This is a genomic window from Vibrio sp. 10N.286.55.E10, assembly GCF_002872555.1.
GTDB classification, from domain to species: domain Bacteria; phylum Pseudomonadota; class Gammaproteobacteria; order Enterobacterales; family Vibrionaceae; genus Vibrio; species Vibrio crassostreae.
In genome coordinates, this window is sequence record NZ_MCSD01000060.1 from 93,908 (window position 1) to 118,431 (window position 24,524).

Genomic DNA, 24,524 nt, shown 5'->3' on the forward strand with positions numbered 1-24,524 from the left:
CTCCCTCTCAGCTGATGTCACGATCCTACTTTTTATTAGGGTATAAGAGTTATTAGGATATAAGAGTTATTGCTTTGTACGAGCTGCTCACTTAAGCAGCTCAATACAGTTTGGTTATGAGGATTTACGAACTCTTAGGTACCACTCGGATAGCAGTCTCACTTGTTTCTCGGTGTAGCCTTTTTCCATCATACGAGCAACGAAGTCGTCGTGTTTTTTCTGATCATCCGTTGAGGTCTTAGCGTTGAATGAGATAACAGGAAGTAGCTCTTCTGTGTTAGAGAACATTTTCTTCTCAATCACAGTGCGCAGTTTCTCGTAGCTCGTCCACACAGGGTTTTGACCGTTATTGTTGGCTTTGGCACGAAGCACAAAGTTCACAATCTCATTTCGGAAGTCTTTAGGGTTGCTGATACCGGCTGTTTTCTCTATTTTCTCAAGTTCACCATTCAGAGAAGCGCGGTCAAATAGCTGGCCTGTTTCTGGATCGCGGTACTCTTGGTCTTGAATCCAGAAGTCTGCGTAGGTCACGTAGCGGTCGAAGATATTTTGACCGTACTCAGAGTAAGACTCTAGGTAAGCGGTTTGAATCTCTTTACCGATGAACTCTACGTAGCGTGGTACTAGGTATCCTTTCAAGAACTCTAGATACTTCTCGGCGGTTTCTTGAGGGAACTGCTCACGTTCGATTTGTTGCTCAATAACGTAGAACAGGTGCACTGGGTTAGCGGCCACTTCGGCTTGGTCGAAGTTAAACACGCGAGACAGGATCTTAAAGGCGAAACGTGTTGATAGCCCAGACATACCTTCGTCAACGCCAGCATAGTCTCGGTACTCTTGGTAGCTCTTCGCTTTTGGATCTGTGTCTTTTAGAGTCTCACCATCGTAAACCCGCATTTTTGAGAACAGAGAAGAGTTTTCAGGCTCTTTCAGTCTCGATAGGATGCTGAATTGCGATAGAAGGTCGAGCGTGCTTGGTGAACAAGGGGCTTTGGATAGCTCACTGTGTTCAAGCAGCTTCTTATAGATCTTAACTTCTTCAGAGACTCGTAGACAGTAAGGGACTTTTACAATGTACACACGGTCAAGGAAGGCTTCGTTGTTTTTGTTGTTACGGAAGGTCTGCCACTCAGATTCGTTCGAGTGAGCCAGAATCATACCGTCAAATGGCAGTGCAGAAAGCCCTTCGGTACCGTTGAAGTTACCTTCTTGTGTTGCCGTTAGTAGTGGGTGTAATACCTTGATTGGCGCTTTAAACATCTCCACGAATTCCATCACACCTTGGTTGGCTTTACATAGCGCACCAGAGTAGCTGTAGGCATCAGGATCATCTTGAGAGAAGTGCTCAAGTTTACGAATATCCACTTTACCAACCAGAGACGAAATATCTTGGTTGTTTTCATCACCAGGCTCTGTTTTAGCGATCGCAACTTGATCGAGAATAGAAGGGCGTAGTTTGATGACTTTGAATTTGGAAATATCACCGCCAAAATCGTGCAGACGTTTTGCAGCCCACGGAGACATAATTGAGCGAAGATAGCGTTTCTCAATGCCATATTCGTTCTTCAATAAGTCACCGTCTTCGTTGACATCGAATAGACAGAATGGGTGATCGTTTACTGGGCTTCGTTCACCGTCAGCAGACAATACATAGATTGGTAGTTTCTGCATCAGGGCTTTGAGTTTTTCAGCAAGAGAAGATTTACCACCGCCCACAGGGCCAAGTAGGTAAAGGATTTGTTTGCGTTCTTCTAAACCTTGTGCTGCATGTTTTAAGTAAGACACAATCTGTTCAATCGCATCTTCCATGCCGTAGAAATCTTTAAATTCGCTGTAGCGTGAGATGACACGGTTCGAGAAAATACGACTCAGTTGAGGGTCTTGAGCGGTGTCAATGACCTCAGGTTCGCCAATGGCTAGTAATAAGCGCTCGGCAGCATTCGCGTAAGCACTTTTATCGTCTTTACACAGCGCTAAGAACTCTTGCAATGTCAGCTCTTCTTCCTTGGCTGCTTCATAACGTGATTGATAGTGGTCAAAAATACTCATAGTCACATTCCCCTTGTTAACCAGTCAAAACTGACGAGCGATTGAAAAATAGGCTCTCCCTACATTTTAAGGTTAGACCCGCTTCGACAATTTTGCTTAACAATTATGTATTTATTTACAATTTTGTGTGTGAAAAACGTAGCGAGCTCAATAGGCAACTTGAGGCGTGTAGAATCAAATTATTTTACATTCGAGGGGATCTAGCCGTTTGTTTTGTGATTTTAGGTCGCTTAATAATACTCACACTGGATTTATGTGTATTAGATGTATAACTGGGCTCTATTGATTTTCCGGAACGAAGTACCATATAATGCGCGGCGTTATCAAAAATTGCTCAATAAATAGGTAGATGTAGTGAAGAACAATGGGTTAAAAATAGTGGCTATCAGTGCTGCGTTACTGGCTTCGACAGCAACACATGCAAAAATCTCGCAGTGGTCACTCGGCGTTGCTGCCTCTTATTCTCCTGCTGTTTACAAAGACACTCCGTCAAACCGTGCCGTGATCCCTATGATTGGTTATGAAGGTGAGCACTTCTTTATGCGTGGTTTCAGTGCAGGCTATCGCTTATTACCTGCAGGTTCACCGCAAAATATTGTGTTTCGAGCCGTTTATGATTCAAGAGCATTAAAGCCGGGTGACTCTGATAACGTTGATATTCAAAAGTTGGATGAACGTGATGCCTCTGTATTGGGTGGTATCAGTTATCAAGTGATTACTCTGGTTGGGATGTTTGAAGCGACAGCAGGTTCGGACTTAGGTTTTAAGCATAACGGTATTTACGCAGAAGCGGCATGGCGCCTACCTATTCGCCGAAATGGTTGGGCGATTACTCCTTCTATTGGTTACGCCTATAACAGTGAGCGTTTGAACAATCACTTATATGGTGTGAGTTCAGCTGAAGCGGCAAGAACAAACCTCAATGAATTCGACGCAGACTGGGATGGCCAGTACTTTATTGGTTTAGGTGGTTACTTGCATGTGACGCCAAATATCCGAGTGACGGGTGGCGTTCGTTATACCAATCTAGAAGGGAATATTGAGAACAGCCCAATACTTGAAAGTGGTATCAACATGGCTGCAAACGTCGGTGTTGCTTACGTTTTCTAGTTACTTTGGTTTTCTCTTTGTATACGAATATTAAAAAAGGGTTACTCGTGATGAGTAACCCTTTTTTGAAATTTTTTAAGCCAGCTGAGGCTTATCTTTTGATGCATTAAGCACTGAAGATTTGAGATAGCTCTGTCGCACATAGGTGGTACTGACGAGGGCAGTTGCGCCATGTTGTTAGCATGCGACGGTATTTGTCTAGCATTGGCATTTGGCTATTGAAGTGGTGATCCGCTTTGTCGAACTGAGGGTAAAGACCTTCAGAATCTACAAGGAAACGCACGTAATGTACGATCTGTGCTTCAGAAGCGATATCAAAACCTAAGAACTGTAGGCGACGTTGGTCTACTTCAGCACGTTCTTGCTCTGCAAGCATTTTGTTTGACTCTTGCATTGCATGATACATCTCCATGATGTCGATAATTTCGCGACATTCTGCTTCAGTCAAACAACCAAACTCTTTGTTAAGCTCACGCATTTGGAGTTCGTAACCGCGTTCTACAATCGTTTGTAGGCGTTGATATTTAGCGGAGTTCTCAGGATCCATTTGAGACATTAGGTAGTATTGATTTGATAGAATTAGACGCTGAGCATTGGTCATTTCCATGGGAGGAGCCTCACTAAAAAACTAAATGTTGTATTCTTTTGTTGCAGTAAGAGTAACAGCATTCCTACGAGTGGAAACATGATCTCAACACGGATTTAATATGATTTTTTGAATTGATAAACAAAAGTTGTAAAGAAAAGTGAAAGGGTTGTTTGGCTCGAAAAGAAAACGCCCCAATCGAAATTGAGGCGTTTGAAATCGCTATGGACGTAAGTCTAGATTAGTATTTTACGTTTGAATGGTACTGGCTTAGAACCTCAACAATCTCGTCCATTTTTTCTTTGCTTGGTGGGTTTGTTCCTTCAAGCGGGTAGTCAAAACCAAGCGCTTCCCATTTATGAGCACCAAGCTTGTGGTACGGAAGCAGTTCTACTTTCTCGATGTTATCCATATCTTTGATGAATTCACCTAGAAGATGAGCATCTTCAGGCGTATCGGTGTAGCCAGGAACAATCACATAGCGAATCCAAGTTTTCTTACCGATTTTGTGCAAGTAGCGCGCAAAATCCAGAGTACGTCGGTTTGATACTCCAATGAAATCGTGGTGAATTTCATCTCGCATGTGTTTAAGATCTAGCATTACTAGATCAGAGGCTTCTAGTACTTCATCGACCACTTCAGTGTGCTTACGAATGTAGCCATTAGTATCAAGACAAGTGTGAATGCCTTCAGCTTGAGCTGCGCGGAAAAAGTCACGAACAAACTCAGGTTGTAGCATCGCTTCACCACCAGAACAGGTGATACCACCGCCCGATGCTTTCATAAAATGACGGTATGATTTTGCTTCGTTGATGATCTCTTCGACCGTTACTTCCTTTCCGTCATGAAGATCCCATGTATCACGGTTATGACAGTACATACAACGCATTAAGCAGCCTTGAAGAAACACAATAAAGCGGATACCAGGGCCATCGACAGTACCACAAGATTCGAATGAGTGAATGCGACCAGTTGTAGACATGAGCTATTCTCGTAGAGGAATTTATACCCTTTATTTTATTACAAAAACGGTACATAAAATAGGGTCAAATGGTAACGAGGTCTTTAAAAATAAAGGCAATCACCCGTTAAGATGATTGCCTTTATTAAACTTGGAAAGTAAAGGACGAAAGCTCTTACTGGTGGCTAGAAGAAAGCAAACATTGTGATACCGCCAGTGGTGTACACTGACTCTTTTGCTTCTTCGTAATCTGGTGTTTTTGCTGTTAGTGCGAAAGAGGCACCAACGTATCGGTTATACCAAGCGACACCCAATACAGCAGTCGCTTGAATATTCTCTAAAGTCACATCGTAGATAGCGGGATCTTCGTTGTTTTTATGAGCGTACTCATCAACACCTGAGCGATCGCCTTCAATTGTTAGGTCGTTGAATCGGTAACGACCTTCAAGGCCTGCATAGGTAAACCAACCAGCGTTTGATGCGCCGATCATGCCAGGTTTGAATGGGTTTTCTGTGGTGATGTTGGCTGCACCAAAGTTACCGCCCAAGTCAGTACCCCAACGGAACATAAAACCAGTCGAGATATCACTTCTAAAGTTACCCACGTTGATTTCTGAAACGTTAGAGATTTCGTAGTCAGTATTCGCTAGAGCTTGATTACGCATTAAGTTGAAATGGCTTAGGTAGCCAACGCTTCCCGCCCACTCATCATCAACTTGATATTCCCAGCCCATAGGCTCATCTGATTTTGTGATTGAGTGAACCAGCTTTTGAGCATCTTCTGAAAGTGCACGCTCACCAGTCGTACCAAACGTGATGTTAAAACGCTGAGCTTGTTGTGGATTTAAGCTGATGTAGTTGAATTCGGTGTGTAGGTAACCTGCATACGGGCGATCATTGGCAGATGGTGTTTCCAATTCAATATCTGAAGGCGTATACATTTTGTGGCCAATGGTGATTTCCCACTTATCTAGAGAGCTTGCGCCCCAGTAAGAAAGGCTCAGTGGTTTTACCCAGTTGTATGGTGTAATACTTGATGATGTGTAACCCAGAAATAAGCCGTTGGTATAGTCTTGGTCGACACCAAAAATACCATCGTTATCTAAAGCGAAAGTTAACGTAGAACGATCAGATGCCAAAGATGAAAAAGAAAGGAGAATCAGGGGTAAACAACGCAGGTATTTCATGGAGCAGTTACTCTTAAATTATGAACCGAGATATTACCGTAATTTGACAGGATTTGTGGAAAAAAAGTGAATGGCAGGGTGCTTTTTTGCTCAATCTAACACTTCGAGGGATGGGTTAAGCTTGTGCGATTTACAACGGATATAAAAAAGCCCCGCACATTGGCGAGGCTAATATTATTTACTGTCTATTAAGCAGTGAGCTTATAGAGACTCAGTAAATGTACGTGCGATTACGTCAGCTTGTTGCTCTGCAGTTAGAGAGTTAAAGCGAACAGCGTAACCAGATACACGGATTGTTAGCTGAGGGTACTTCTCAGGGTGCTTAACTGCGTCTTCAAGAGTTTCGCGGTTAAGAACGTTAACGTTAAGGTGTTGACCACCTTCAATGCCAGCTTCGTGGTGGAAGTAACCATCCATTAGGCCTGCAAGGTTAGCACGTTGGCTGTCTTGTTCTTTACCTAGTGCGTTTGGCACGATAGAGAACGTGTAAGAGATACCATCTTGTGCATCAGCAAACGGTAGTTTACCTACAGACGTTAGTGAAGCTACTGCGCCTTTCTCATCACGACCGTGCATTGGGTTAGCACCAGGAGCGAAAGGAGCGCCAGCACGACGACCGTCTGGAGTGTTACCTGTTTTCTTACCGTAAACCACGTTAGACGTGATAGTAAGAACTGACTGTGTAGGGATTGAATCACGGTAAGTCTTAAGCTTACGGATCTTGTTCATGAACGTAGAAACTAGTTCACAAGCAATGTCATCTACACGAGAGTCGTTGTTACCGTATTTAGGGTAATCGCCTTCGATTTCGAAGTCAGTTGCGATGCCATCTTCGTCGCGGATTGGTTTAACAGTCGCGAATTTGATTGCAGACAGTGAGTCAGCTGCAACAGATAGACCAGCAATACCACAAGCCATAGTACGACGAACGTCACGGTCATGAAGAGCCATTAGAGAAGCTTCGTAGCTGTACTTGTCGTGCATGTAGTGAATGCTGTTTAGTGCAGTCACGTATTGCTTAGCTAACCAGTCCATGAAGTGATCTAGACGGTCCATTACTTTATCGTAATCAAGAACAGCGTCAGTCATTGGAGCTTCTTTAGGACCAACTTGCATCTTAAGTTTTTCGTCCACACCGCCGTTGATTGCGTAAAGCATTGTTTTCGCAAGGTTAGCACGAGCACCGAAGAACTGCATTTGCTTACCAACGATCATTGGAGATACACAACAAGCGATAGCGTAATCATCAGACTCAAGGTCAGGACGCATTAGGTCATCATTTTCGTACTGGATAGAAGAAGTATCGATAGATACCTTCGCACAGAAACGCTTGAAGCCGTCAGGTAGTTGCTCAGACCAAAGAACAGTGATGTTTGGCTCTGGAGAAGGCCCCATAGTGTATAGAGAGTTTAGGAAACGGAAGTTCGAACGCGTTACTAGCGTACGACCGTCGATACCCATACCACCCATAGATTCTGTTGCCCAGATTGGGTCGCCAGAGAATAGCTCATCGTACTCAGGAGTACGTAGGAAACGAACCATACGCAGCTTCATTACGAAGTGGTCGATCATTTCTTGTGCTTGGTCTTCTGTGATTTTGCCAGCAGCGATATCACGCTCGATGTAGATGTCTAGGAAAGTCGAAGTACGACCTAGAGACATTGCAGCACCGTTTTGAGATTTAACAGCAGCTAGGTAGCCGAAGTAAGTCCACTGGATAGCTTCTTGAGCAGTTTGAGCTGGCTCAGAGATATCGAAACCGTATTTCTCAGCCATTTGCTTGATTTGACCTAGAGCACGATGTTGCTCAGAGATCTCTTCACGCAATTGCATTGTTGCAGAAAGATCTTCGCCGTTCTCGAAACGCTCTTGTAGAGAAGCGAATTGAGCAGCTTTGTCTTTCATTAGGAAATCAATACCGTAAAGTGCAACACGACGGTAGTCACCAATGATACGACCACGGCCGTATGCATCAGGAAGACCAGTCAGAACACCAGACTTACGACATTTTAGGATATCAGGAGTGTAGATATCGAAAACGCCAGCATTGTGTGTTTTGCGGTATTCTGAGTAGATTTTTGAAACCATTGGGTCAAGAGTTTCACCGTATGCTTTACAAGAACCTTCAACCATACGTACACCACCGTTAGGGATGATTGCACGTTTTAGTGGCTTCTCAGTTTGTAGACCAACGATAGTCTCAAGATCTTTCTCAATGTAACCTGCATCGTGAGCAGTAATGGTAGAGATAACAGAAGTATCGAAATCTACAGGTGCTTTAGTTGCGTTTTCCTGTTTGATACCTTCCATTACCGAAGACCAAAGCTTGTTAGTTGCTTCAGTACCCTCAGAAACTAGGAAAGACTCGTCGCCTTCATACGGCGTGTAGTTCTTTTGAATGAAATCACGAACGTTTACTTCGCTTTGCCACTCACCTGCAGCAAAATCTTCCCAAGCTTTAGCAAATTGCTCTGCCATGACATACCTACCTTTTTAGTAGAAAAAATACGTACATTAACACTGTTGAGCCAGCGCCCCTCGTAAGGGTAGTACACTCTTATTAATAACAATATATATGAGCATATAAGCGTCATATGGTTATATATATTGTCACTACTTTTTATATGTTGTCTTTACTCTATGAATTCAAGACTACGCTAAAAAATTCCTGCAAACCTTAAACTAAATCAATAAATGCCAAAAAAAGTTGAAAAAATTTGAGTGACAGGGGTTGCCACCCAAACTTTTTTTTAATCTGATTACTACTTTTGTGTAGTAACGACCATTATAGCCAAGCTTTTAGACCATATTGGCTTTCTAGCATACCAACTGCAAGCATTGCTACTAGACAGATAACTAAAACACCAACTGGGATAACAATCTTGTCTACAAATGATAGACGCTTCGCACGCTCTTTATCACCAATTAGGCCGTTGTTATCAAGAAGCATAGTCAGTGCCCATGCTAGTACTGGGTTAACAACCGCAGAACCGAAGATACAGATACCAGCCGCTTGAGAATCTTTTGAATCCTTAACCATTTGCATACCCGCTTCAAGTAGAGGTAGAGATACACCTACAAGTAGCGCGACACGCATCACTGGTGGCCATACCGCAACGTCCATTGGGAAGCCAAGAATCGCAACAATAATACATAGAGAACCAAGCAAGATTGCGCCGCCAGGAATTGGACGTTTCGCGATAGCTGCTGGGATCATGTAAGTACCCCAAGAAGAAGTGATGTTACCACCACCAACCGCAGTACCCACCATTTGACGAACAGAACACATAGTCATTGTGTCATCTACGTCCATAAGAACTTTTTCAGACTTTTTAGGGTAGTTCAGCTCTTGGAAGATACGGTGACCTAGGAAGTCAGGTGACCACATCGCTACTGCAAGAATTGCGAATGGTAGAGAAGCGATGAAGTGTTCGACGTTTGGCAAGCCAAGCATCCAACCTTCAGAAGTAGAACCCCACCAGTAAACTGGGTTTAGGTTTGGAATGCCCATTTCAGTTTCGAATACGATGTCGAAGCCAGCGCCTAATACTAATGCAATAGCAAGGCCTGTGAATGCACACACTGGGATAGCCAACCAACGCTTGTTCACTTTTGCTAAGAAAGCGTAGATAGCAATAGTAATAGCAAGAACAATTAAACCAACGTAACCCATACTGCCCGCTTCAACAGTAGAAGATTGAAGACCAACCGCCCATGTTTGAATTGAGTTAATTTGGCTCATGGTGCCCGTTAGGCCTAAGAAAATGAGCAAGCCACCAGCGGTACCTTCCGAAGTTAGGTTAACCAGCTTGGAGCCGCCTTTTAGGAAACTTAGGATTAGACCGAAGACACCAATAAGAATTGCCAATGCAAGAGGGTGAGCACCAGCTAAAGCAATGGTACCGATAAGAGGAATCATTGGGCCGTGGTTACCGGCAAGGTTTGCTTTAGGGTTAAAGAAACCAGAAGCAAGGATACAGAACAGCAGTGCAGGGATAAGCATTTCTACACGAGCGACTTCAATCGCAAACTCTTTACCTAAGTTTACGTGATCCCAAGCTTGAGTTAGGCCATCAGCCCAAGACATCATTACTGCTGAGTACATCGCGATGATACCAATGGTACCAGCAAGTGCAGGAACAAGGTCTTCAAGTTCAAAGCGGAAGTCACGACCAGGAAGGTTTAAACCGAAGCGGCGAGGCTTCATGATTTGAAGCTCATGATCTAGATAATCTGAGCGGCTCTCAAATTCAGAAGCAGGGCGGTGTAGCTCTTTATAGCTTTTCTCTTCTACTTCAGAGTTCGCATTGTTCACAACGTCTGACATAGATTCCTCATATTTTTATGTTAGTAATTCTAAAATTGAATTCTATAAGTTCGCGTAATTGCGTTATTTCTTAGTTATAACTCATTAACATTATGTTGCACGGTCTTGATGTGCTTTATGCAGCTAAGTTAAAAGAAATGTTTGGCATTTTTAATGCCTTATTCTTTGCTGAGGAGTCTAACAAGCTTACCCTTTAGGGTGATTGATCTTGATCACTTTATGAGTGTATGTGAAAGAAAGCTACAAAACGCAGCGATTCATTAACTTTCCATTGATGAATCGTGTAATTAGTTTTCACAAATTGACGTTTTCTTATCTTCTCCGAGCCTTTACCGCTATGGCATTGGCTGAATGCTTTATGTTTACTGAGTTATCTCACTATTACTCGCTTGCCCACGCTCTGAGTAAAATACATTACAATGTAATAACCTTAAAATAATTGTGCATTATGGTGAGGATGGTGTGCTGAATGTTCGCGCTATATTTTGTGGGTCGCGATGTTTCTAAGTTCACAAAACCTGTTTTTCTTGTGAGACATCAAGCTACGAGAATCTCATTTTGGTTAACTTTATTTAAACAATGTAAGGGGTGTAATTACAGCTTATTGATAGAACTCATTCATTAAATTGAGGTGAAAACGCTACCTTTTGCATAATAAGTCAGAGTGAATCGCTATTTATTCCAATTTATTAGGTTAATAATTTGTTGCATGTTTTTTCGTGTGGTGCTAGTTTGTATCGCATGAAAAGGTCGGAGTACCTTGCATTTTCACAAACTTGGGAGAGAAAGCGCATGAAAGATGTACCAGCGCTGGACATAAAGGATCTACACAAAACGTTTGGTCAAAATGAAGTTTTAAAAGGAATTTCACTTTCTGCGCATAAAGGCGATGTTGTATCGATTATCGGATCTTCAGGGTCGGGTAAAAGTACTTTCCTTAGATGTATCAACCTTTTAGAGACACCAACCGCAGGCGAAATTTGGGTTAATGGCGAATTAATTCAAATGAAAAACAACCGCCAAGGTGTATCTGTTCCTGCTAATGAAAAACAAGTACAGCGAATCCGTTCTCGCTTAGCGATGGTTTTTCAAGGCTTCAATCTTTGGTCTCACCTGACCGTTCTCGAAAATGTTATCGAAGCGCCTGTTCACGTCTTAGGTGTACCTAAAGCTCAAGCGATTGAAAATGCAGAACTACTACTTAAAAAAGTAGGCCTGTATGAGCGTAAAGATTACTACCCAGGTCATTTATCAGGTGGGCAACAACAACGTGCGGCAATTGCTCGAGCGTTAGCGGTTGATCCTGAGGTGATGCTGTTTGATGAACCAACATCAGCACTTGACCCTGAGTTAGTAGGGGAAGTACTTGGTGTAATGCGTGATCTAGCAGAAGAAGGAAGAACCATGCTTGTGGTAACACATGAAATGGCTTTTGCTCGTGACGTATCAAACCATGTGATGTTCCTGCATCAAGGCTTAGTGGAAGAACAGGGCGATCCAGCTAAACTGTTTACTGAGCCTGAATCTGAGCGATTACAACAATTTATCTCATCGATTTACTAATCAGAATTGAAATGCTGTTGCTAAGGTAAATGGCGACAGTGTTAACAATGAAACACAACAAGTAAGTTAATAAGTAACAACAAACACAATATTAAAATTAGCAAAACATAAAAACCTAAATCACAGGAGTAGGGATATGAAAAAGTGGTTATTAGTCGCGGCACTTGCTGCAACTGCTGCAACGGGCGTAGCTCAAGCAAAAGAATGGAAAACAGTACGTTTCGGTATTGAAGGTGCTTACCCTCCATTTAGCTGGACAGAAGCTGACGGTTCACTAAAAGGCTTCGATGTCGATATGGCTAACGCACTTTGTACTGAAATGCAGGTGAAGTGTAAGATCGTTGCACAAGACTGGGATGGCATTATCCCTTCTCTACTTGCTCGTAAATATGATGCGATCATCGCGGCAATGTCGATCACGGAAGAGCGTAAGAAAAAGATCGATTTCACTGGCAAATACGCACTTATCCCAAACAAGTTCATTGCTAAAAAAGGTGCAGGTCTTAACTTCGATGATCTAAGCGGTCAAAAAATTGCGGTTCAACGTGCAACAACTCACGATAAATATCTAACAGACAACTACGGTGACACAGTAGAAATCGTTCGTTACGGTTCATTCGATGAAGCTTACCTTGATCTAGCTAACGGTCGTGTTGCTGCTGTACTGGGTGATGCATCTGCTCTAGAAGAAGGCGTACTAAACAAAGCTGGTGGTGAAGCTTACGAGTTTGTTGGTCCATCACTAACAGATCCTAAGTGGTTCGGTGAAGGTTTTGGTATTGCTCTACGTAAGCAAGACAAAGATCTGACTAAGCAATTAGATGCTGCAATCCTTTCACTACGTGAGAAAGGCATCTACCAAGATATCGCTGCTAAATACTTCAACTACGACGTATACGGTCAGTAATTTCTAGCGTCACTTCTTAAGGGAGAGGTTCTCCTCTCCCTGTCTTACCAACTTTTTCGCAGTTCTGTTGGAATTCATTATGTTTGATTTACAAGGATATGAAGCTTCGATCCTGAAAGGGGCGGTGCTTACAATCGAAGTTGCCTTGCTGTCGCTAATTTTAGCTATGGTTCTTGGTATGCTAGGTGCCTTAGCAAAACTAGCGCCTTATCGTTGGGCTCGTGCTATTGCAACCCTCTATACAACTGTTATTCGAGGCATTCCTGATCTCGTCTTGATGATGCTGATTTTCTTTGGTGGACAAATCCTTTTAAACAACAGTTTGTATTCCATCAATGAGTGGCTCAATGAGTGGTTCACCTCAAGTGATCCTAACCACGAATGGACCTCTTACTTACCAGATTATATTGATGTCAGCCCATTCATTGCTGGTGTCTTAACCATTGGCTTCATCTTTGGCGCTTACATGGCTGAAACCTTCCGTGGTGCAATCATGGCTGTTGATAGCGGTGAAATGGAAGCCGCAAAGGCCTATGGCATGGGACCCGTTTTAGCGTTTCGTCGTATTCTATTACCGCAAATGATTCGTCACGCACTGCCGGGCTTTGGTAATAACTGGTTGGTTCTGCTTAAGACGACTGCGTTGGTTTCGATTATCGGCCTAGAAGACATGGTCCGCGTTAGCGCATTAGCGGCAGGTTCAACCAAAATGCCATTTACCTTCTACATGACGGTGGCGCTGATCTTCTTATTCTTCACCAGTGTTTCGACAGGCTTACTTAAGTTGGTTGAACGTAAATTCAGTATCCACGCGAGGTAGTTATGGACTTTTCATTGATAATTGAAAGCCTGCCGATTTACCTTGGTGGTTTATGGACAACGGCTTGGATGGTTTGTGTCGCTTTGGTCATTGGCTTATTCGTAGCCATACCGTTAGCTATCGCTCGTAACAGTCCAAATATGATGATTAATGCTCCAGCTTGGTCGTTCATCTATTTCTTCCGTGGCACACCATTATTGGTTCAGCTGTACCTGATTTACTACGGTATGGATCAGTTTTTCCCAGTGAAAGACACATTGTGGGAAAACGCATGGTTCTGTGCTTTAGTGGCATTCATTCTTAACACGTCAGCTTATACTGCAGAGATCATTCGTGGTGCGATCAACGGGTTACCGAAAGGTGAAGTTGAAGCGGCAAAAGCGTATGGAATGAGTACACCGAAGACTTACCGTCGTATCATTTTACCAAGTGCTTTACGTCGCGCACTGCCAGCTTACAGTAATGAAGTCATCTTCATGCTTCACGGCTCTGCGGTAGCAGGTATCGTAACCATTATGGATCTAACTGGTGCAGCTCGTTTGGTTAACTCACGTTATTACGCTCCATTCGAGTCTTTCCTGACTGCAGGTCTGTTCTACATGGCGCTCACGTTTATCATCATCGCGATTTTTAAATTCGCAGAGAAGCGTTTTCTTGCTTACCTAAGGCCTCTTAGCTAATCGCACCCTGTACAAATCATATTAATAAAACGGCGCTTCTATAGCGCCGTTTTTTGTATCGAAAAGGTAACACAGTCATGGTTTGGGCAGAGACTCGTCAATACGAACTGTAGATTTTTAAAAACAGTTAACTTGCTTCAAATTGCGTTCACGCATTCATAAGAATAATTGCTTTAGACTTAACTATAGATAGACTCGGAAAAATTTTGTTCTTGTACGGAATGATGATGAAAAAGAGTAACTTACTAGCGAACTTGGTTCTTTGTGTTATCACGTTATCACTTTTAGGATGCGGAGGTGGTAGTGGCGGTGAAAGTGCCCAAACTGGTTCTGGAGGTTCTGGAGGTTCTGGAGGAGGAGGTAATGACGGTGATGGAAGCGGTGAGCCAGATATAAACCCAATTCCGCAAACCGCTGTTCAAAAAGCCTTGTCGACTGGTAATGCTTCTTATGTTGATAATTCCTTGGAGTTTATTGAGGCAAGCCAAGCATTAGTTGCTCAATACAACGAGGACTACAATCATATTAAGCAAGCTTTATCCCAAAACTCTGAAGGGGAACCTCTACGTAATCTTCATTGGGATCCAACACATGACACGGCAATTATCTTACCTACCTATGGCTTTAACGATGTCATCTTAAAAACCAATAAAGCGATGCAAGATGGCTATGCCAACCAAGAGCTTGTCATTGGTATTGCGGGTTATACGTCAGACGACAACCGCTATGCAGCATTAGCAAGTAACCCGTTTCGAACTAAGCAGCGCTTTCCTGATTCTGTCAACGAAGAGATGGATACTTGGTTGAAGAACTTAGTTAGGTGGACTTCTAGTACTGACTCGCCACAAAATGTTGTGTTAGCTCAGCTTGATCAGTCTCATTATTTTCCTGATGATCAAGCAACACGAAACTGGTTAACCGACAATGTTAATGCTTCTATGGTTATCAACGCTGACAATACTTGTGATGGTAGTAAATTAAGTCAATGTATTGAAGCCAATAACCCTGACTTGCTAGTTTTGTCTCAAAAGTTAAATGATGGTGATGACATTGAAGATGTGATTTCAGGGTTACGTTTGGCGTTCAGCAAAAATATTCCAGTGTTATATCTACATCTTGATGGCGGTCTGACGGACTTAGGTAATGCCTTGTTTGCTGAAATGCACATGACCTACGTTGGTGATAACTATTGGCGCAAGCTTGGCCTGTCTAATTGGGATTCTACACAGCTCATTAATCAGGTGCCGGATAACATTGTTCAACAACAAGCGCTTTTACAGAGACTGAAAGATGATAGTTTTACCGTTGACTTGACTACCTGCGATGACAAATCTTGCCCTGATGAATCCAATATGGATGAAGAGTTCTATACTGCAGCAAACAGTATTCGTTCGCACTTAACATCACTTGATAGTAACAAAGTTGACCTATTTTCAACCGATGATTACGAATATGAAAAGTTGTTACTGTTACTTGCGGATCGCTATCGCCAAGACGTTCAGTATCCAATGGGTAAGGGCGTGACAGAGAGAATTGATTTTCTTCGCTCTTATTACAGTGATTACGCGACCTACAACAGTCGCGTGTATAACGCGGCGCAACCAAGTCTAGGCAATTTCAGTACCAAGAGTTTTGAAAACGTACCGCTCGTCACCAAAACAATTGCCTTTGAGTCCAAGAGACACTTTCGATCAGCTGGAGTGTACGCATTGCCAGGTGAGACGATTAAGGTGACTCGCTTAGACAGTAACGAAGTGGCTACGTCTATTGCATTTAATACATTGCGTAGTGGCGCGACACACGAGTTTTCAGGCAATGACGGTTACGCTCGGCCGAAATTTTTAACCTCGGTAACTTATCCAGTGAAACCAGGCGAGACGATTTATCTCACTTCAGCCTATGGTGGAACATTACAGGTTCATTTTGATACCAATGATATCGATGTGGAGTTGCGTTTTGAAAATGTTGCTCAACACCCGGTTTGGCGAAGTGAGGCGGACAACGATAGTTTTGTGGCACAACTTGAAGAAGAAAAGTTTGACTGGGCAGAACTGGTAACACCTGGATTTGAAGTCCACTCTAAACTAGACAAAATGAAAGAGTCTATCAGTGCTGCTGATTGGGCTCAGCCTCATGATATGGCTCTTGCCACAGAGCGTTATGTACATAACTTTCCTCATGCACTTGCAGGCTTTAAAGGGCCGGGTATTGATGAAATTGCTGAAATACACCAATACGGGGAAGACAAGGGCTGGGAAATTGCAACCATTGACATTGTAAAGCATATGAATGCAGACCAAGCTAACTGTGGCTATGGTTGTTCAGGAAACCCGTATGATGCCTATTGGTCGTTTCATCCATTAGGGCATGGTGATCTTCACGAGTTAGGGCATGGTTTAGAGCGTGGTCGATTTAGGTTTAGCGGCTGGGATGGGCACTCTACAACGAACTACTATTCGTATTTTAGTAAATCAAAATATTATAAAGACACCGGAAAAGTATCGTCTTGCCAAGGCTTAGATTTTAAAGGGCAGTATGAACTTTTGCAGCAGAGCCGAGCTCAATCTGACCCAAATGCTTTTATGGCAGCTCAGAATCAAACCGGTTGGAGCTGGGGAGCGAGAGTCTTCATTCAAATGATGATGTTAACTGAGCAGCAAGGTGTATTGAGTTCTGGTTGGCATTTGCTAGGGCGTTTACACTTGATTGAGCGTGAGTTTAATCGTTTAAAGTCGAGTGACGAGTTGTGGGTTGCAAATAGGCAAACCATTGGCTTTGACAGCTATTCAAGAGAGGAAGCAAATCAGATCACGAACGACGATTGGCTGTTGGTTGCGCTGAGTTATGTCAACGAGCGGGATATGCGGAATTATCTAGATATGTGGGGCTTTAGTTTTACGGATAAAGCAAAACAACAAGTAGTGACACTGAATTTGCCACTAATGCCACTAACGTACTTCGCGAGCTCAAACCAAGGTTATTGTGTCGATGAGTTTGCCACAGCACCTATTAGTATCGACGGGACAACCCCTTGGCAATCAACTAATCTAAAAAGTAAATAGGGAGCATGAGCTCCCTATTTTCTACTTAAACGTCGACCAAATTGGTGCGTGGTCAGATGGCTTTTCAATGCCACGTAGTTCGTAGTCGATGCCTGCTTCAGTACACTTATCAGCAAGTTTCTGAGTTGCTAGGACTACATCAATACGTAGACCGCGGTTGTCTACGAAACCTTTTGAACGGTAATCAAACCACGAGTATTGATCATTCACTTCAGGGTGCAGTAGACGGAAGCTATCCACAAAACCCCAATCCATTAGAGTTTTTAGCCATTCGCGTTCTTCAGGTTGGAAAGAGCACTTACCGGTTTTCAACCAACGTTTTGCATTAGGTTCACCAATGCCGATGTCTGCGTCGATAGGGCTGATATTAATGTCGCCCATCACGATCACTTGTTCATCTTTGTTGTGGTGATCGTTTAGGTAAGTCATCAAGTCTTTGTAGAACTCGCGCTTGTACGGGTATTTGGTTTCATGTTTGATGTTATCCCCTTGAGGGAAGTAACCATTTAGTACGGTAACCTTTTCACCGTTTTCATCTTCAAACGTCGCCATGATCATACGCTTTTGATGGTCTTCATTGTCGGTTGGAAAACCTTTCTGAACTGAGATTGGCTCTTGCTTACACAGCATAGCCACACCGTAATGCGCTTTTTGGCCGTGAAAGTAAACCTTGTAGCCCATTGCTTCAACATCAGCAATAGGGAAGGCTTCATCGTGTACTTTTATCTCTTGCAGACCAATTACGTCCGGTTGGTGTTTGTCGATAACAGCTTGCAGTTGATGAAGGCGGGCTCTCAGGCCGTTGATGTTGAAGCTAATTACTTTCATTTGTTTTTATACCTCTCGTAAACCTTTGTCACTGCGAGTTTTCAAAGATTTTTTGATTTGGTGGATTTCATGGTTCATCGTATTTAACCATGCTTAGTAATTTCTGTCGCCATTTTGTCGAGACTAAATGGCGACGTTAAATTGTGTGAATACCTACAGTTACGCTGAGTCTACAGAGTTTTTAGTAAGTCTAAAAAGAAGGCGTATTCAAGAGCATCTTCTTTTAATCGCTTAAATCGACCAGAAGCGCCACCGTGGCCGGCTTCCATATCGGTTTTGAACACCAGTACATTGTTGTCTGTTTTCATTTCACGCAGTTTCGCCACCCATTTCATTGGCTCAAAGTACTGTACCTGTGAATCATGTAGGCCTGTTGTCACCAACATGTTTGGGTAGTTTTGTACCTTAATGTTGTCGTACGGTGAGTAACTCAGCATGTAGTCATAGTAGGTTTTATTGTTAGGGTTGCCCCATTCGTCGTATTCGTTAGTCGTAAGAGGGATCGACTCATCAAGCATGGTTGTTACCACATCGACAAACGGAACATGTGCTCCAATGCCTCTATATAATTCAGGAGCTTGGTTGATGATCGCTCCCATAAGTAGACCGCCTGCCGAACCGCCCACCGCAAATACTTTGTCTTTAGCGCCATAACCTTCTTCAACTAGGCCTTTAGTTACATCGATAAAGTCATTGAACGTGTTTTGCTTGGTCAGCTTTTTGCCGTCTTCATACCAAGGGCGCCCTAGCATTTCTGAACCGCGGATGTGAGCGATCGCAAAAACGAAGCCTCTATCAAGCAGGCTGAGACGAGTCGAGCTGAAGGTCGGTTCAATGGTTGAACCGTAAGATCCGTAGCCGTATTGGTAAATTGGGTTAGTGCCGTCTTTCTTGAACAAACCTTTGCGATAGACCAAAGAAACAGGTACTAGCTTACCATCGCGAGCCGTCACCATGATTCGCTCTGATTGGTAGTTATCCGCTTCGAAATCACCTAATACTGGTGTTTGCTTCTTGATTTCAGACTCACCTGTACTTAGGTCGAAATCATAGTAAGTTCCAGGCGTAGTCAAGCTGCTGTAATAGATTCGAACTTTTGAGTTATCTAACTCATAGTTACTCGTTAAGTAAGCGGCAAAAGCGGTGTCGTTAAATTTAAGTGGGAACTCTTTACCTGTTGAGAGTTGGCGAACCGTGACTTTAGACAAGCCATCCGCACGTTGCTCGTAAACAAGATGGTCATCAAACAACTCGAAATCAACAAGCTGAGTGTTATCGTCTGCTGTAATGACATCGACCCATTTTGAGCGGTCATGCATCTCTTCGGCTGCGACTTTCATTAAACGAAAGTTGACCGCTTGGTAGTTGGTATAAATGTAATACCAATCACTCAATTTAGCGATGCTGTACTCTATGCCTGTCTCTTTTGGGTAAAAAGCTTCGGCTTTAGCCTTTGGGTTGTTGGCATCTATGACTGAAACACCACTGGTTTCTGTGCTCGAGTGCCAAATGTAGACCTGTTCACCATCTTTGCTTTTACTCAAAGAGGTGTAGTAAGCGCTGTCGGTTTCTTCGTAGATTAACTCATCGCTTGTTTGAGGTGTGCCTAATACATGGCGGTAGACTTGGTAACCCAGCAGCGTTTGTGGATCTTTCTTGATGTAGTAGAAGGCTTGGTTATCGTTTTGCCACGCGATAGCACTCGAAGCACCTTCAATTTCATCTTTTAGGTATTCACCAGTGGTGAGGTCTTTGATCTTGATGGTGTAAATGCGGCGGCTCAGCGTATCTTCGCCATAGGCCAACAAGTTTTCGTCTGGGCTGATCGTTAAGCCACCAATACTGAAGAATTCATGTTCTTTTGCTAGTTCGTTAACGTCTAAGATGACTTGCTTGTCTGTGCCTAAAAAGTCTTTTTCACGCAAGTGAACTGGGTATTCGTTGTCACCTGTAACTTTATTCGAGTAGTAGTAGCTGCCTTTGCGCACCGGTACCGAATAGTCGTCTTTCGCGATTCGACCTTTTATCTCTTCAAATAACTGTTTTTGTGTTGATTCTGTATGCTTCAGCACGGTCTCTGCGTACTGGTTCTCTTGTTCAAGATGTTGCAAGATCTCTGGATCTTGGCGTTCATCATCACGCATCCAGTAGTAATTATCGATTCGAGTATCACCATGAATCGTCATTGCATGAGGGACTTTCTTAGCAACAGGAGCTTGTGTCTGCTGAGCGACGAGTTGCGATGGAGAGTAGTGTTTCATGGTTGTTATTCCTTGATTGCTGCATCCGGCGACAAGCGCGGCCGATACGGCTAATGTGGTTAAAGCGAAACGCATCTGTAGATCCTTAGTGTGCACCTTACTCGTTTTAATGCCAGCATCCTTTAGTTAGTGGTTAGTTTTCTTCCAGTGATGTTATTTATAATTGGATTCTGGATATGCACTTTCAACGTAAGTGTCTGTTATTGTTTTCAAAAAATCAAAGTAATGTTAAATGAAATTTAGGAAGGCGTGAGGTGAGGGAAAACGGGCAACAAAAAAGGGACACACTTATCAGTATGTCCCTTTTCTTCGTTTGGGCTGGATTCGAGCTTTACTTTAGATAGCCAATGGCATTTCGTTTGAGTGGTCAGGCTTGCGATTGACCCAACGTAAACCAAGCATCACGATAAATGACATAGCAATCATCAGGCAACCGAGCGGCAGTTGATCTTGAGCTGGGAAGAACGATGCCAATAGTGTTGCGATACCAGCACCTAGGTTCTGCATACCCCCTAAGATCGCGCCTCCTGTACCTGCGTGGTATGGGAATGGCGAAAGTGCTCCCGTTGTTGCTGTTGGGAATAAGATACCAGCGCCCAAGAAGTAAATGGTTGCACCGCCAATCAAAGTTAATGCTGTTGTTTGACCAAACAGACCCGGTATCAGCACCATGGCTGAACCGACTAAGATCGACACTAGGCCAATATTCAGTGCGCGACGTTCAGAGCGACGTTGTGCGATGTAACTCGATAGACCAGCACCCACTAAGTAACCCGGAATAGGCAAAACAAACAACAAGCTGACTGTGGTTGCAGGTAAGCCCAGTACGCCACCAAGTAATACACCAGCCGCGGCTTCAAATACTGCGACCCCCGCGAATGTTGCTACTAGAACTAGTAGGAAACCTTGGAAGCGTTTGTCAGACAGAACGAATTTGTAGCTGTTTACAACAGACTCATTTTTGCGTCGTTCTTTTGGCAGAGTTTCCATCATGCTCGTCATCATGGTGATCACAACCGCGATACCAAACAGCGCGAGGAACAAGTAGCTAGAACGCCAACCGAAAGCTTCTGTTAAGTAACCGCCCAAAACAGGAGCCATCAATGGTGAGAAAATCACACACATGCTGATTAAGCTATTTGCACGATGCAGTTCTGCGCCTTCAAAACAGTCACGAGTCAATGTTCGAGACATCGCACCGCCACAACCAATGCCTAAGCCTTGGATAAAGCTACCCGCTAGGAACCATTGATACTCATGAGCGAATAAGGCTACCAAAGTACCTATGATGTAGATGATCAAACCTACTACGATGATAGGTTTACGACCTAGGCGATCAGAAAGCGGGCCGTAGACAAATTGCGACAGACCATAAGGGATCAAGTAGCACGCCATCACAGCTTGAAGTGAAGACGCAGAAACCAAGAACTCACCCGCCATATGACCGATAGAAGGCACGTACATCGTTTGAGTCATTTGACCTACGGCTGTCAGAATAGCGATTAAAAAGGTAAGTTTCGCTAATGGAAACGAGGCAGACATTTGCGTATCTCTCCAAAAATTAAAGACGTAAAAAGCCTTAGCACTCCATTAAGGAGAGCCAAAAGAATAAAGTGTTCAGGGAATCTAGGCGCGAGATATTAGAGCTTGATTGCCGACTTAGCAATCAAAAAATGTGAAGTTGATCAAGATAAAAATCTATAACTTGGATTAGAAAAAGTAATCCAAAATTACGGCGTTTTAAAGATGTAGGGAGAGTCAGCTTCCTTGAAATATCGATGCTAGGTTATACCCAAAATGTTAGAGCAATAGGCCTATTGGCAATGATTGTATGAGTAGATTATTTTGAAATCGCAGAAGCAATAGGTAAAAGGCATGGCTTGTTAACATTTATGTAAACTTTCGTTTTATATGTAAGCGATTTGTGCTGTAATTATTCGCTAAGCTATTCGTCTAACTCATTTACATTGTGTACAGCAATTTGTTGTCGGTGTGATAGTTATGGTTATGGAAGTCTTTTGGCTTAAATAAGGATATTAAATGCGCTCTCTATCGGTACAGTGGAAAATAACCCTCTTGGCAGGTTGTTGTTTAATCATTACGTCACTGTCTCTTATTGGTTTCTCGATCTACAACGCGACGAGTAATCAACAAGTCATCAAATCTCAAAGCTCAGAATCAGTTATCAATAAAACTCAGCAGTTGCTGGCGTCTGTTTCTCAGCTCAATGCTCAAGAAACTCAACGTTACGTCGACGAAGCTATTTATCGTGCTGAGATGCTAGCGGCGAATGCTCAGTTTCTAAAGAACAATGCCGATGAAAACTTTACCCCAAGTGAAGAACTTCGTACTGCGTTGGATGAAATGGTGCGTCGTTCAGTTTTAAACTTTGATTCGATCCAAGGGGCGTATTTAGTCTTTAAACCAGACTTGCTCGATAGTGAAGACGCGAACTATGTGGATGCCGATTATGTCGGTTCTAACGAAAAAGGCCGTTTTGCACCTTATTGGAAGGTGGCAGACAACGGTGAGAATGTTCTGCCGAACGTGCTTTCAGAATCGATTTTGAGTGATGATAGCAACAGTGAGCGTTTCTACTGTCCTTTGTCATCAGGGCAAACATGTATCAGTACGCCAAGAGTCGTAAATAGCGGGGGTAAAACCTTACTTACTTCTTCAATCTCAGTGCCAATCTTAGTCGATGATATGGCGATTGGTTTCTTAGGAATCGACCTAAGGTTAGATGGCTTAACCAATGTAGTGACTCAATCTGATCAAAGCTTGTTCGATGGCGCAGGTGCAGTTTACGTGGTGAGCCTAGACGGTTCTGTTATTGCTTCTGATGATTCAAGCATTGCAGTTGGTTCGAGCTTCCAAAGTAACAACACAAACAGCGACTTGATGACCGATTTTATCTTTGGTGGCGAAGTGACAACGCAATGGAGTGAGAACGGTGAGTGGTTACTCGCATTTGCTCCAGTTGTTGCGGCTAACCAAACTTGGGGCGTGTTGTTCGAGATCCCAAGAAAGAGTGTTGTCGCTGATGCAAATAAATTGGATTCCATCATTAGCACTAAGTTAAGTGAAGGCATTAAGACGGAAGTAATTGCCGGTACCGTGTTCACTTTCTTTGGTCTAGCCATTATCGCATTTGCTTCACTTTCAATTGTTAAGCCTATTCGACAAGTGGTCGAACGACTTAATGATATCGCTTCTGGTGAAGGTGATTTGACTCAGCGTTTGGAAGTGAAATCTCAAGACGAAATTGGTCAGTTATCTAAAGGGTTTAACTTATTCTTAGATACGCTACAACACACGATCAAAGAAGTTATCCATACCACTGAACAAGTGGCGAGTACGACCAGTCAGGCTAAAGCATCGGCATCAAGCACTCGAGAGAGTAGTGAATCTCAGTTTAAAGAAGTCGATCTGGTAGCAACAGCGGCAGAAGAGATGACTCAAACTGCGGGCTTAGTGGTACAAAATGCAGAAGTGGCGGTTGATGCAGCGTGCGAAGCGAATCGTTCAGCTCAACAAGGGCAACAAGTTATTGAGCTCTCAGCTGGTGAAATGAGAAAGCTGGTGGAGCGTATGTCGAGCGCTGTACCTATTGTTGAAGAATTGGCAAAAAATAACGGCAACATCACCGAGATATTAAGTGTTATTGAAGGGATCTCTGAGCAAACTAACTTACTGGCATTGAATGCGGCTATTGAAGCGGCGAGGGCGGGTGAACAAGGTCGAGGTTTTGCTGTTGTTGCGGATGAGGTAAGAAATCTCGCAAGTCGCACACAGTCATCTGTTGGTGAGATCAGAGCGGTGATCGATAAGGTTCATGCTGGAACTCAAGATGTCGTTGAAGCGATACAAGAAGGCAATATACTTGCAAACGACACAGCACTCCACGTTCAGAAAGCAGTTGAAGATCTGGGTTCGATCTTTACTTCTATTGAGGCGATCAGTGATATGAACAGTCAGATCGTTCGAGCATCCGAAGAGCAACAATCGGTTTCCGGTGAAGTAAATCAAAGCGTGGTTAATATTCGCGATTTGAGTGCGAAGATCTTGGAGCAAGCCGCAGCTTCTGAGCAAGTCGGTAATGAGATTGACGAACTGTCTCAACAACAACAGAAGTTGGTTAATCAGTTCAAGGTATAGTTTTTCAAGGTATAAGCATTAAGCC

Annotated in this window: 16 protein-coding genes; 7 read left to right on the plus strand and 9 right to left on the minus strand. The window is 43.3% G+C overall.

Annotated elements, in window-relative coordinates; all coding sequences use genetic code 11:
* Positions 1-114: 114 nt before the first annotated feature.
* Complete coding sequence (locus BCV39_RS21600) at positions 115-2,049, minus strand: PrkA family serine protein kinase (RefSeq protein WP_048659697.1); 1,935 nt, start codon at positions 2,047-2,049, stop codon at positions 115-117.
* Positions 2,050-2,403: 354 nt separating this feature from the next.
* On the opposite strand from BCV39_RS21600, the gene BCV39_RS21605 reads away from it, so the two are divergent.
* Positions 2,404-3,159: a MipA/OmpV family protein gene (locus BCV39_RS21605; RefSeq protein WP_102432543.1), complete on the plus strand. Its 756-nt coding sequence runs from the start codon at positions 2,404-2,406 to the stop codon at positions 3,157-3,159.
* Positions 3,160-3,265: 106 nt separating this feature from the next.
* On the opposite strand, the gene BCV39_RS21610 is transcribed toward BCV39_RS21605, so the two are convergent.
* The 5 genes from BCV39_RS21610 to BCV39_RS21630 all read right to left on the minus strand — a co-directional run bounded on the left by BCV39_RS21610 (position 3,266) and on the right by BCV39_RS21630 (position 10,220).
* Positions 3,266-3,766: a YfbU family protein gene (locus BCV39_RS21610; RefSeq protein WP_017631241.1), complete on the minus strand. Its 501-nt coding sequence runs from the start codon at positions 3,764-3,766 to the stop codon at positions 3,266-3,268.
* Between the two features lie 220 nt (positions 3,767-3,986).
* Positions 3,987-4,727 (minus strand): pyruvate formate lyase 1-activating protein, encoded by a 741-nt coding sequence (gene pflA / locus BCV39_RS21615; RefSeq protein WP_102432542.1) that lies wholly within the window; start codon positions 4,725-4,727, stop codon positions 3,987-3,989.
* 164 nt (positions 4,728-4,891) lie between these two features.
* Entirely contained in the window at positions 4,892-5,893 is a 1,002-nt protein-coding gene (locus BCV39_RS21620) for a lipid A-modifier LpxR family protein (RefSeq protein ID WP_102432541.1), read from the minus strand.
* Positions 5,894-6,094: 201 nt separating this feature from the next.
* Complete coding sequence (gene pflB / locus BCV39_RS21625; RefSeq protein WP_055319744.1) at positions 6,095-8,371, minus strand: formate C-acetyltransferase; 2,277 nt, start codon at positions 8,369-8,371, stop codon at positions 6,095-6,097.
* 307 nt (positions 8,372-8,678) lie between these two features.
* Positions 8,679-10,220, minus strand: coding sequence for a DUF3360 family protein (locus BCV39_RS21630; RefSeq protein ID WP_102432540.1), 1,542 nt, complete (start codon positions 10,218-10,220; stop codon positions 8,679-8,681).
* A gap of 792 nt (positions 10,221-11,012) precedes the next feature.
* Here BCV39_RS21630 and BCV39_RS21635 point away from each other — a divergent pair.
* The 5 genes from BCV39_RS21635 to BCV39_RS21655 all read left to right on the plus strand — a co-directional run bounded on the left by BCV39_RS21635 (position 11,013) and on the right by BCV39_RS21655 (position 17,252).
* Positions 11,013-11,783 (plus strand): ABC transporter ATP-binding protein, encoded by a 771-nt coding sequence (locus BCV39_RS21635; protein ID WP_004736532.1) that lies wholly within the window; start codon positions 11,013-11,015, stop codon positions 11,781-11,783.
* A gap of 136 nt (positions 11,784-11,919) precedes the next feature.
* Positions 11,920-12,690, plus strand: a complete 771-nt coding sequence (locus BCV39_RS21640) for an ABC transporter substrate-binding protein (protein ID WP_048659693.1) — start codon at positions 11,920-11,922, stop codon at positions 12,688-12,690.
* Positions 12,691-12,769: 79 nt separating this feature from the next.
* Positions 12,770-13,510, plus strand: a complete 741-nt coding sequence (locus BCV39_RS21645; protein ID WP_048659692.1) for an ABC transporter permease — start codon at positions 12,770-12,772, stop codon at positions 13,508-13,510.
* A gap of 2 nt (positions 13,511-13,512) precedes the next feature.
* A complete protein-coding gene (locus BCV39_RS21650) occupies positions 13,513-14,190 on the plus strand; it encodes an ABC transporter permease (protein WP_048664666.1) in 678 nt (225 codons plus the stop codon).
* Between the two features lie 227 nt (positions 14,191-14,417).
* Entirely contained in the window at positions 14,418-17,252 is a 2,835-nt protein-coding gene (locus tag BCV39_RS21655) for an ImpA family metalloprotease (RefSeq protein ID WP_102432539.1), read from the plus strand.
* 21 nt (positions 17,253-17,273) lie between these two features.
* Here BCV39_RS21655 and xthA read toward each other — a convergent pair whose 3' ends face one another.
* The 3 genes from xthA to emrD all read right to left on the minus strand — a co-directional run bounded on the left by xthA (position 17,274) and on the right by emrD (position 21,883).
* Positions 17,274-18,080, minus strand: coding sequence for an exodeoxyribonuclease III (gene xthA / locus BCV39_RS21660; protein ID WP_019824400.1), 807 nt, complete (start codon positions 18,078-18,080; stop codon positions 17,274-17,276).
* A gap of 170 nt (positions 18,081-18,250) precedes the next feature.
* Positions 18,251-20,341, minus strand: coding sequence for a S9 family peptidase (locus BCV39_RS21665; RefSeq protein WP_198591310.1), 2,091 nt, complete (start codon positions 20,339-20,341; stop codon positions 18,251-18,253).
* Between the two features lie 336 nt (positions 20,342-20,677).
* Positions 20,678-21,883 carry a multidrug efflux MFS transporter EmrD gene (gene emrD, locus BCV39_RS21670; protein ID WP_102432537.1) on the minus strand — a complete coding sequence of 402 codons (1,206 nt, stop codon included), beginning with the start codon at positions 21,881-21,883 and terminating at the stop codon, positions 20,678-20,680.
* Positions 21,884-22,381: 498 nt separating this feature from the next.
* On the opposite strand from emrD, the gene BCV39_RS21675 reads away from it, so the two are divergent.
* Positions 22,382-24,499, plus strand: coding sequence for a methyl-accepting chemotaxis protein (locus BCV39_RS21675; protein WP_102432536.1), 2,118 nt, complete (start codon positions 22,382-22,384; stop codon positions 24,497-24,499).
* Positions 24,500-24,524 lie beyond the last annotated feature (25 nt).

What these genes read in the sequence shown, in the direction of transcription:
- BCV39_RS21600 (WP_048659697.1), bottom strand. Translation starts at nt 2,049, where the DNA reads ATGAGTATTTTTGACCACTATCAATCACGTTATGAAGCAGCCAAGGAA.
- BCV39_RS21610 (WP_017631241.1), bottom strand. Translation starts at nt 3,766, where the DNA reads ATGGAAATGACCAATGCTCAGCGTCTAATTCTATCAAATCAATACTAC.
- pflA (WP_102432542.1), bottom strand. Translation starts at nt 4,727, where the DNA reads ATGTCTACAACTGGTCGCATTCACTCATTCGAATCTTGTGGTACTGTC.
- BCV39_RS21620 (WP_102432541.1), bottom strand. Translation starts at nt 5,893, where the DNA reads ATGAAATACCTGCGTTGTTTACCCCTGATTCTCCTTTCTTTTTCATCT.
- pflB (WP_055319744.1), bottom strand. Translation starts at nt 8,371, where the DNA reads ATGGCAGAGCAATTTGCTAAAGCTTGGGAAGATTTTGCTGCAGGTGAG.
- BCV39_RS21630 (WP_102432540.1), bottom strand. Translation starts at nt 10,220, where the DNA reads ATGTCAGACGTTGTGAACAATGCGAACTCTGAAGTAGAAGAGAAAAGC.
- BCV39_RS21635 (WP_004736532.1), top strand. Translation starts at nt 11,013, where the DNA reads ATGAAAGATGTACCAGCGCTGGACATAAAGGATCTACACAAAACGTTT.
- BCV39_RS21640 (WP_048659693.1), top strand. Translation starts at nt 11,920, where the DNA reads ATGAAAAAGTGGTTATTAGTCGCGGCACTTGCTGCAACTGCTGCAACG.
- BCV39_RS21645 (WP_048659692.1), top strand. Translation starts at nt 12,770, where the DNA reads ATGTTTGATTTACAAGGATATGAAGCTTCGATCCTGAAAGGGGCGGTG.
- BCV39_RS21650 (WP_048664666.1), top strand. Translation starts at nt 13,513, where the DNA reads ATGGACTTTTCATTGATAATTGAAAGCCTGCCGATTTACCTTGGTGGT.
- BCV39_RS21655 (WP_102432539.1), top strand. Translation starts at nt 14,418, where the DNA reads ATGAAAAAGAGTAACTTACTAGCGAACTTGGTTCTTTGTGTTATCACG.
- xthA (WP_019824400.1), bottom strand. Translation starts at nt 18,080, where the DNA reads ATGAAAGTAATTAGCTTCAACATCAACGGCCTGAGAGCCCGCCTTCAT.
- BCV39_RS21665 (WP_198591310.1), bottom strand. Translation starts at nt 20,341, where the DNA reads ATGAAACACTACTCTCCATCGCAACTCGTCGCTCAGCAGACACAAGCT.
- emrD (WP_102432537.1), bottom strand. Translation starts at nt 21,883, where the DNA reads ATGTCTGCCTCGTTTCCATTAGCGAAACTTACCTTTTTAATCGCTATT.
- BCV39_RS21675 (WP_102432536.1), top strand. Translation starts at nt 22,382, where the DNA reads ATGCGCTCTCTATCGGTACAGTGGAAAATAACCCTCTTGGCAGGTTGT.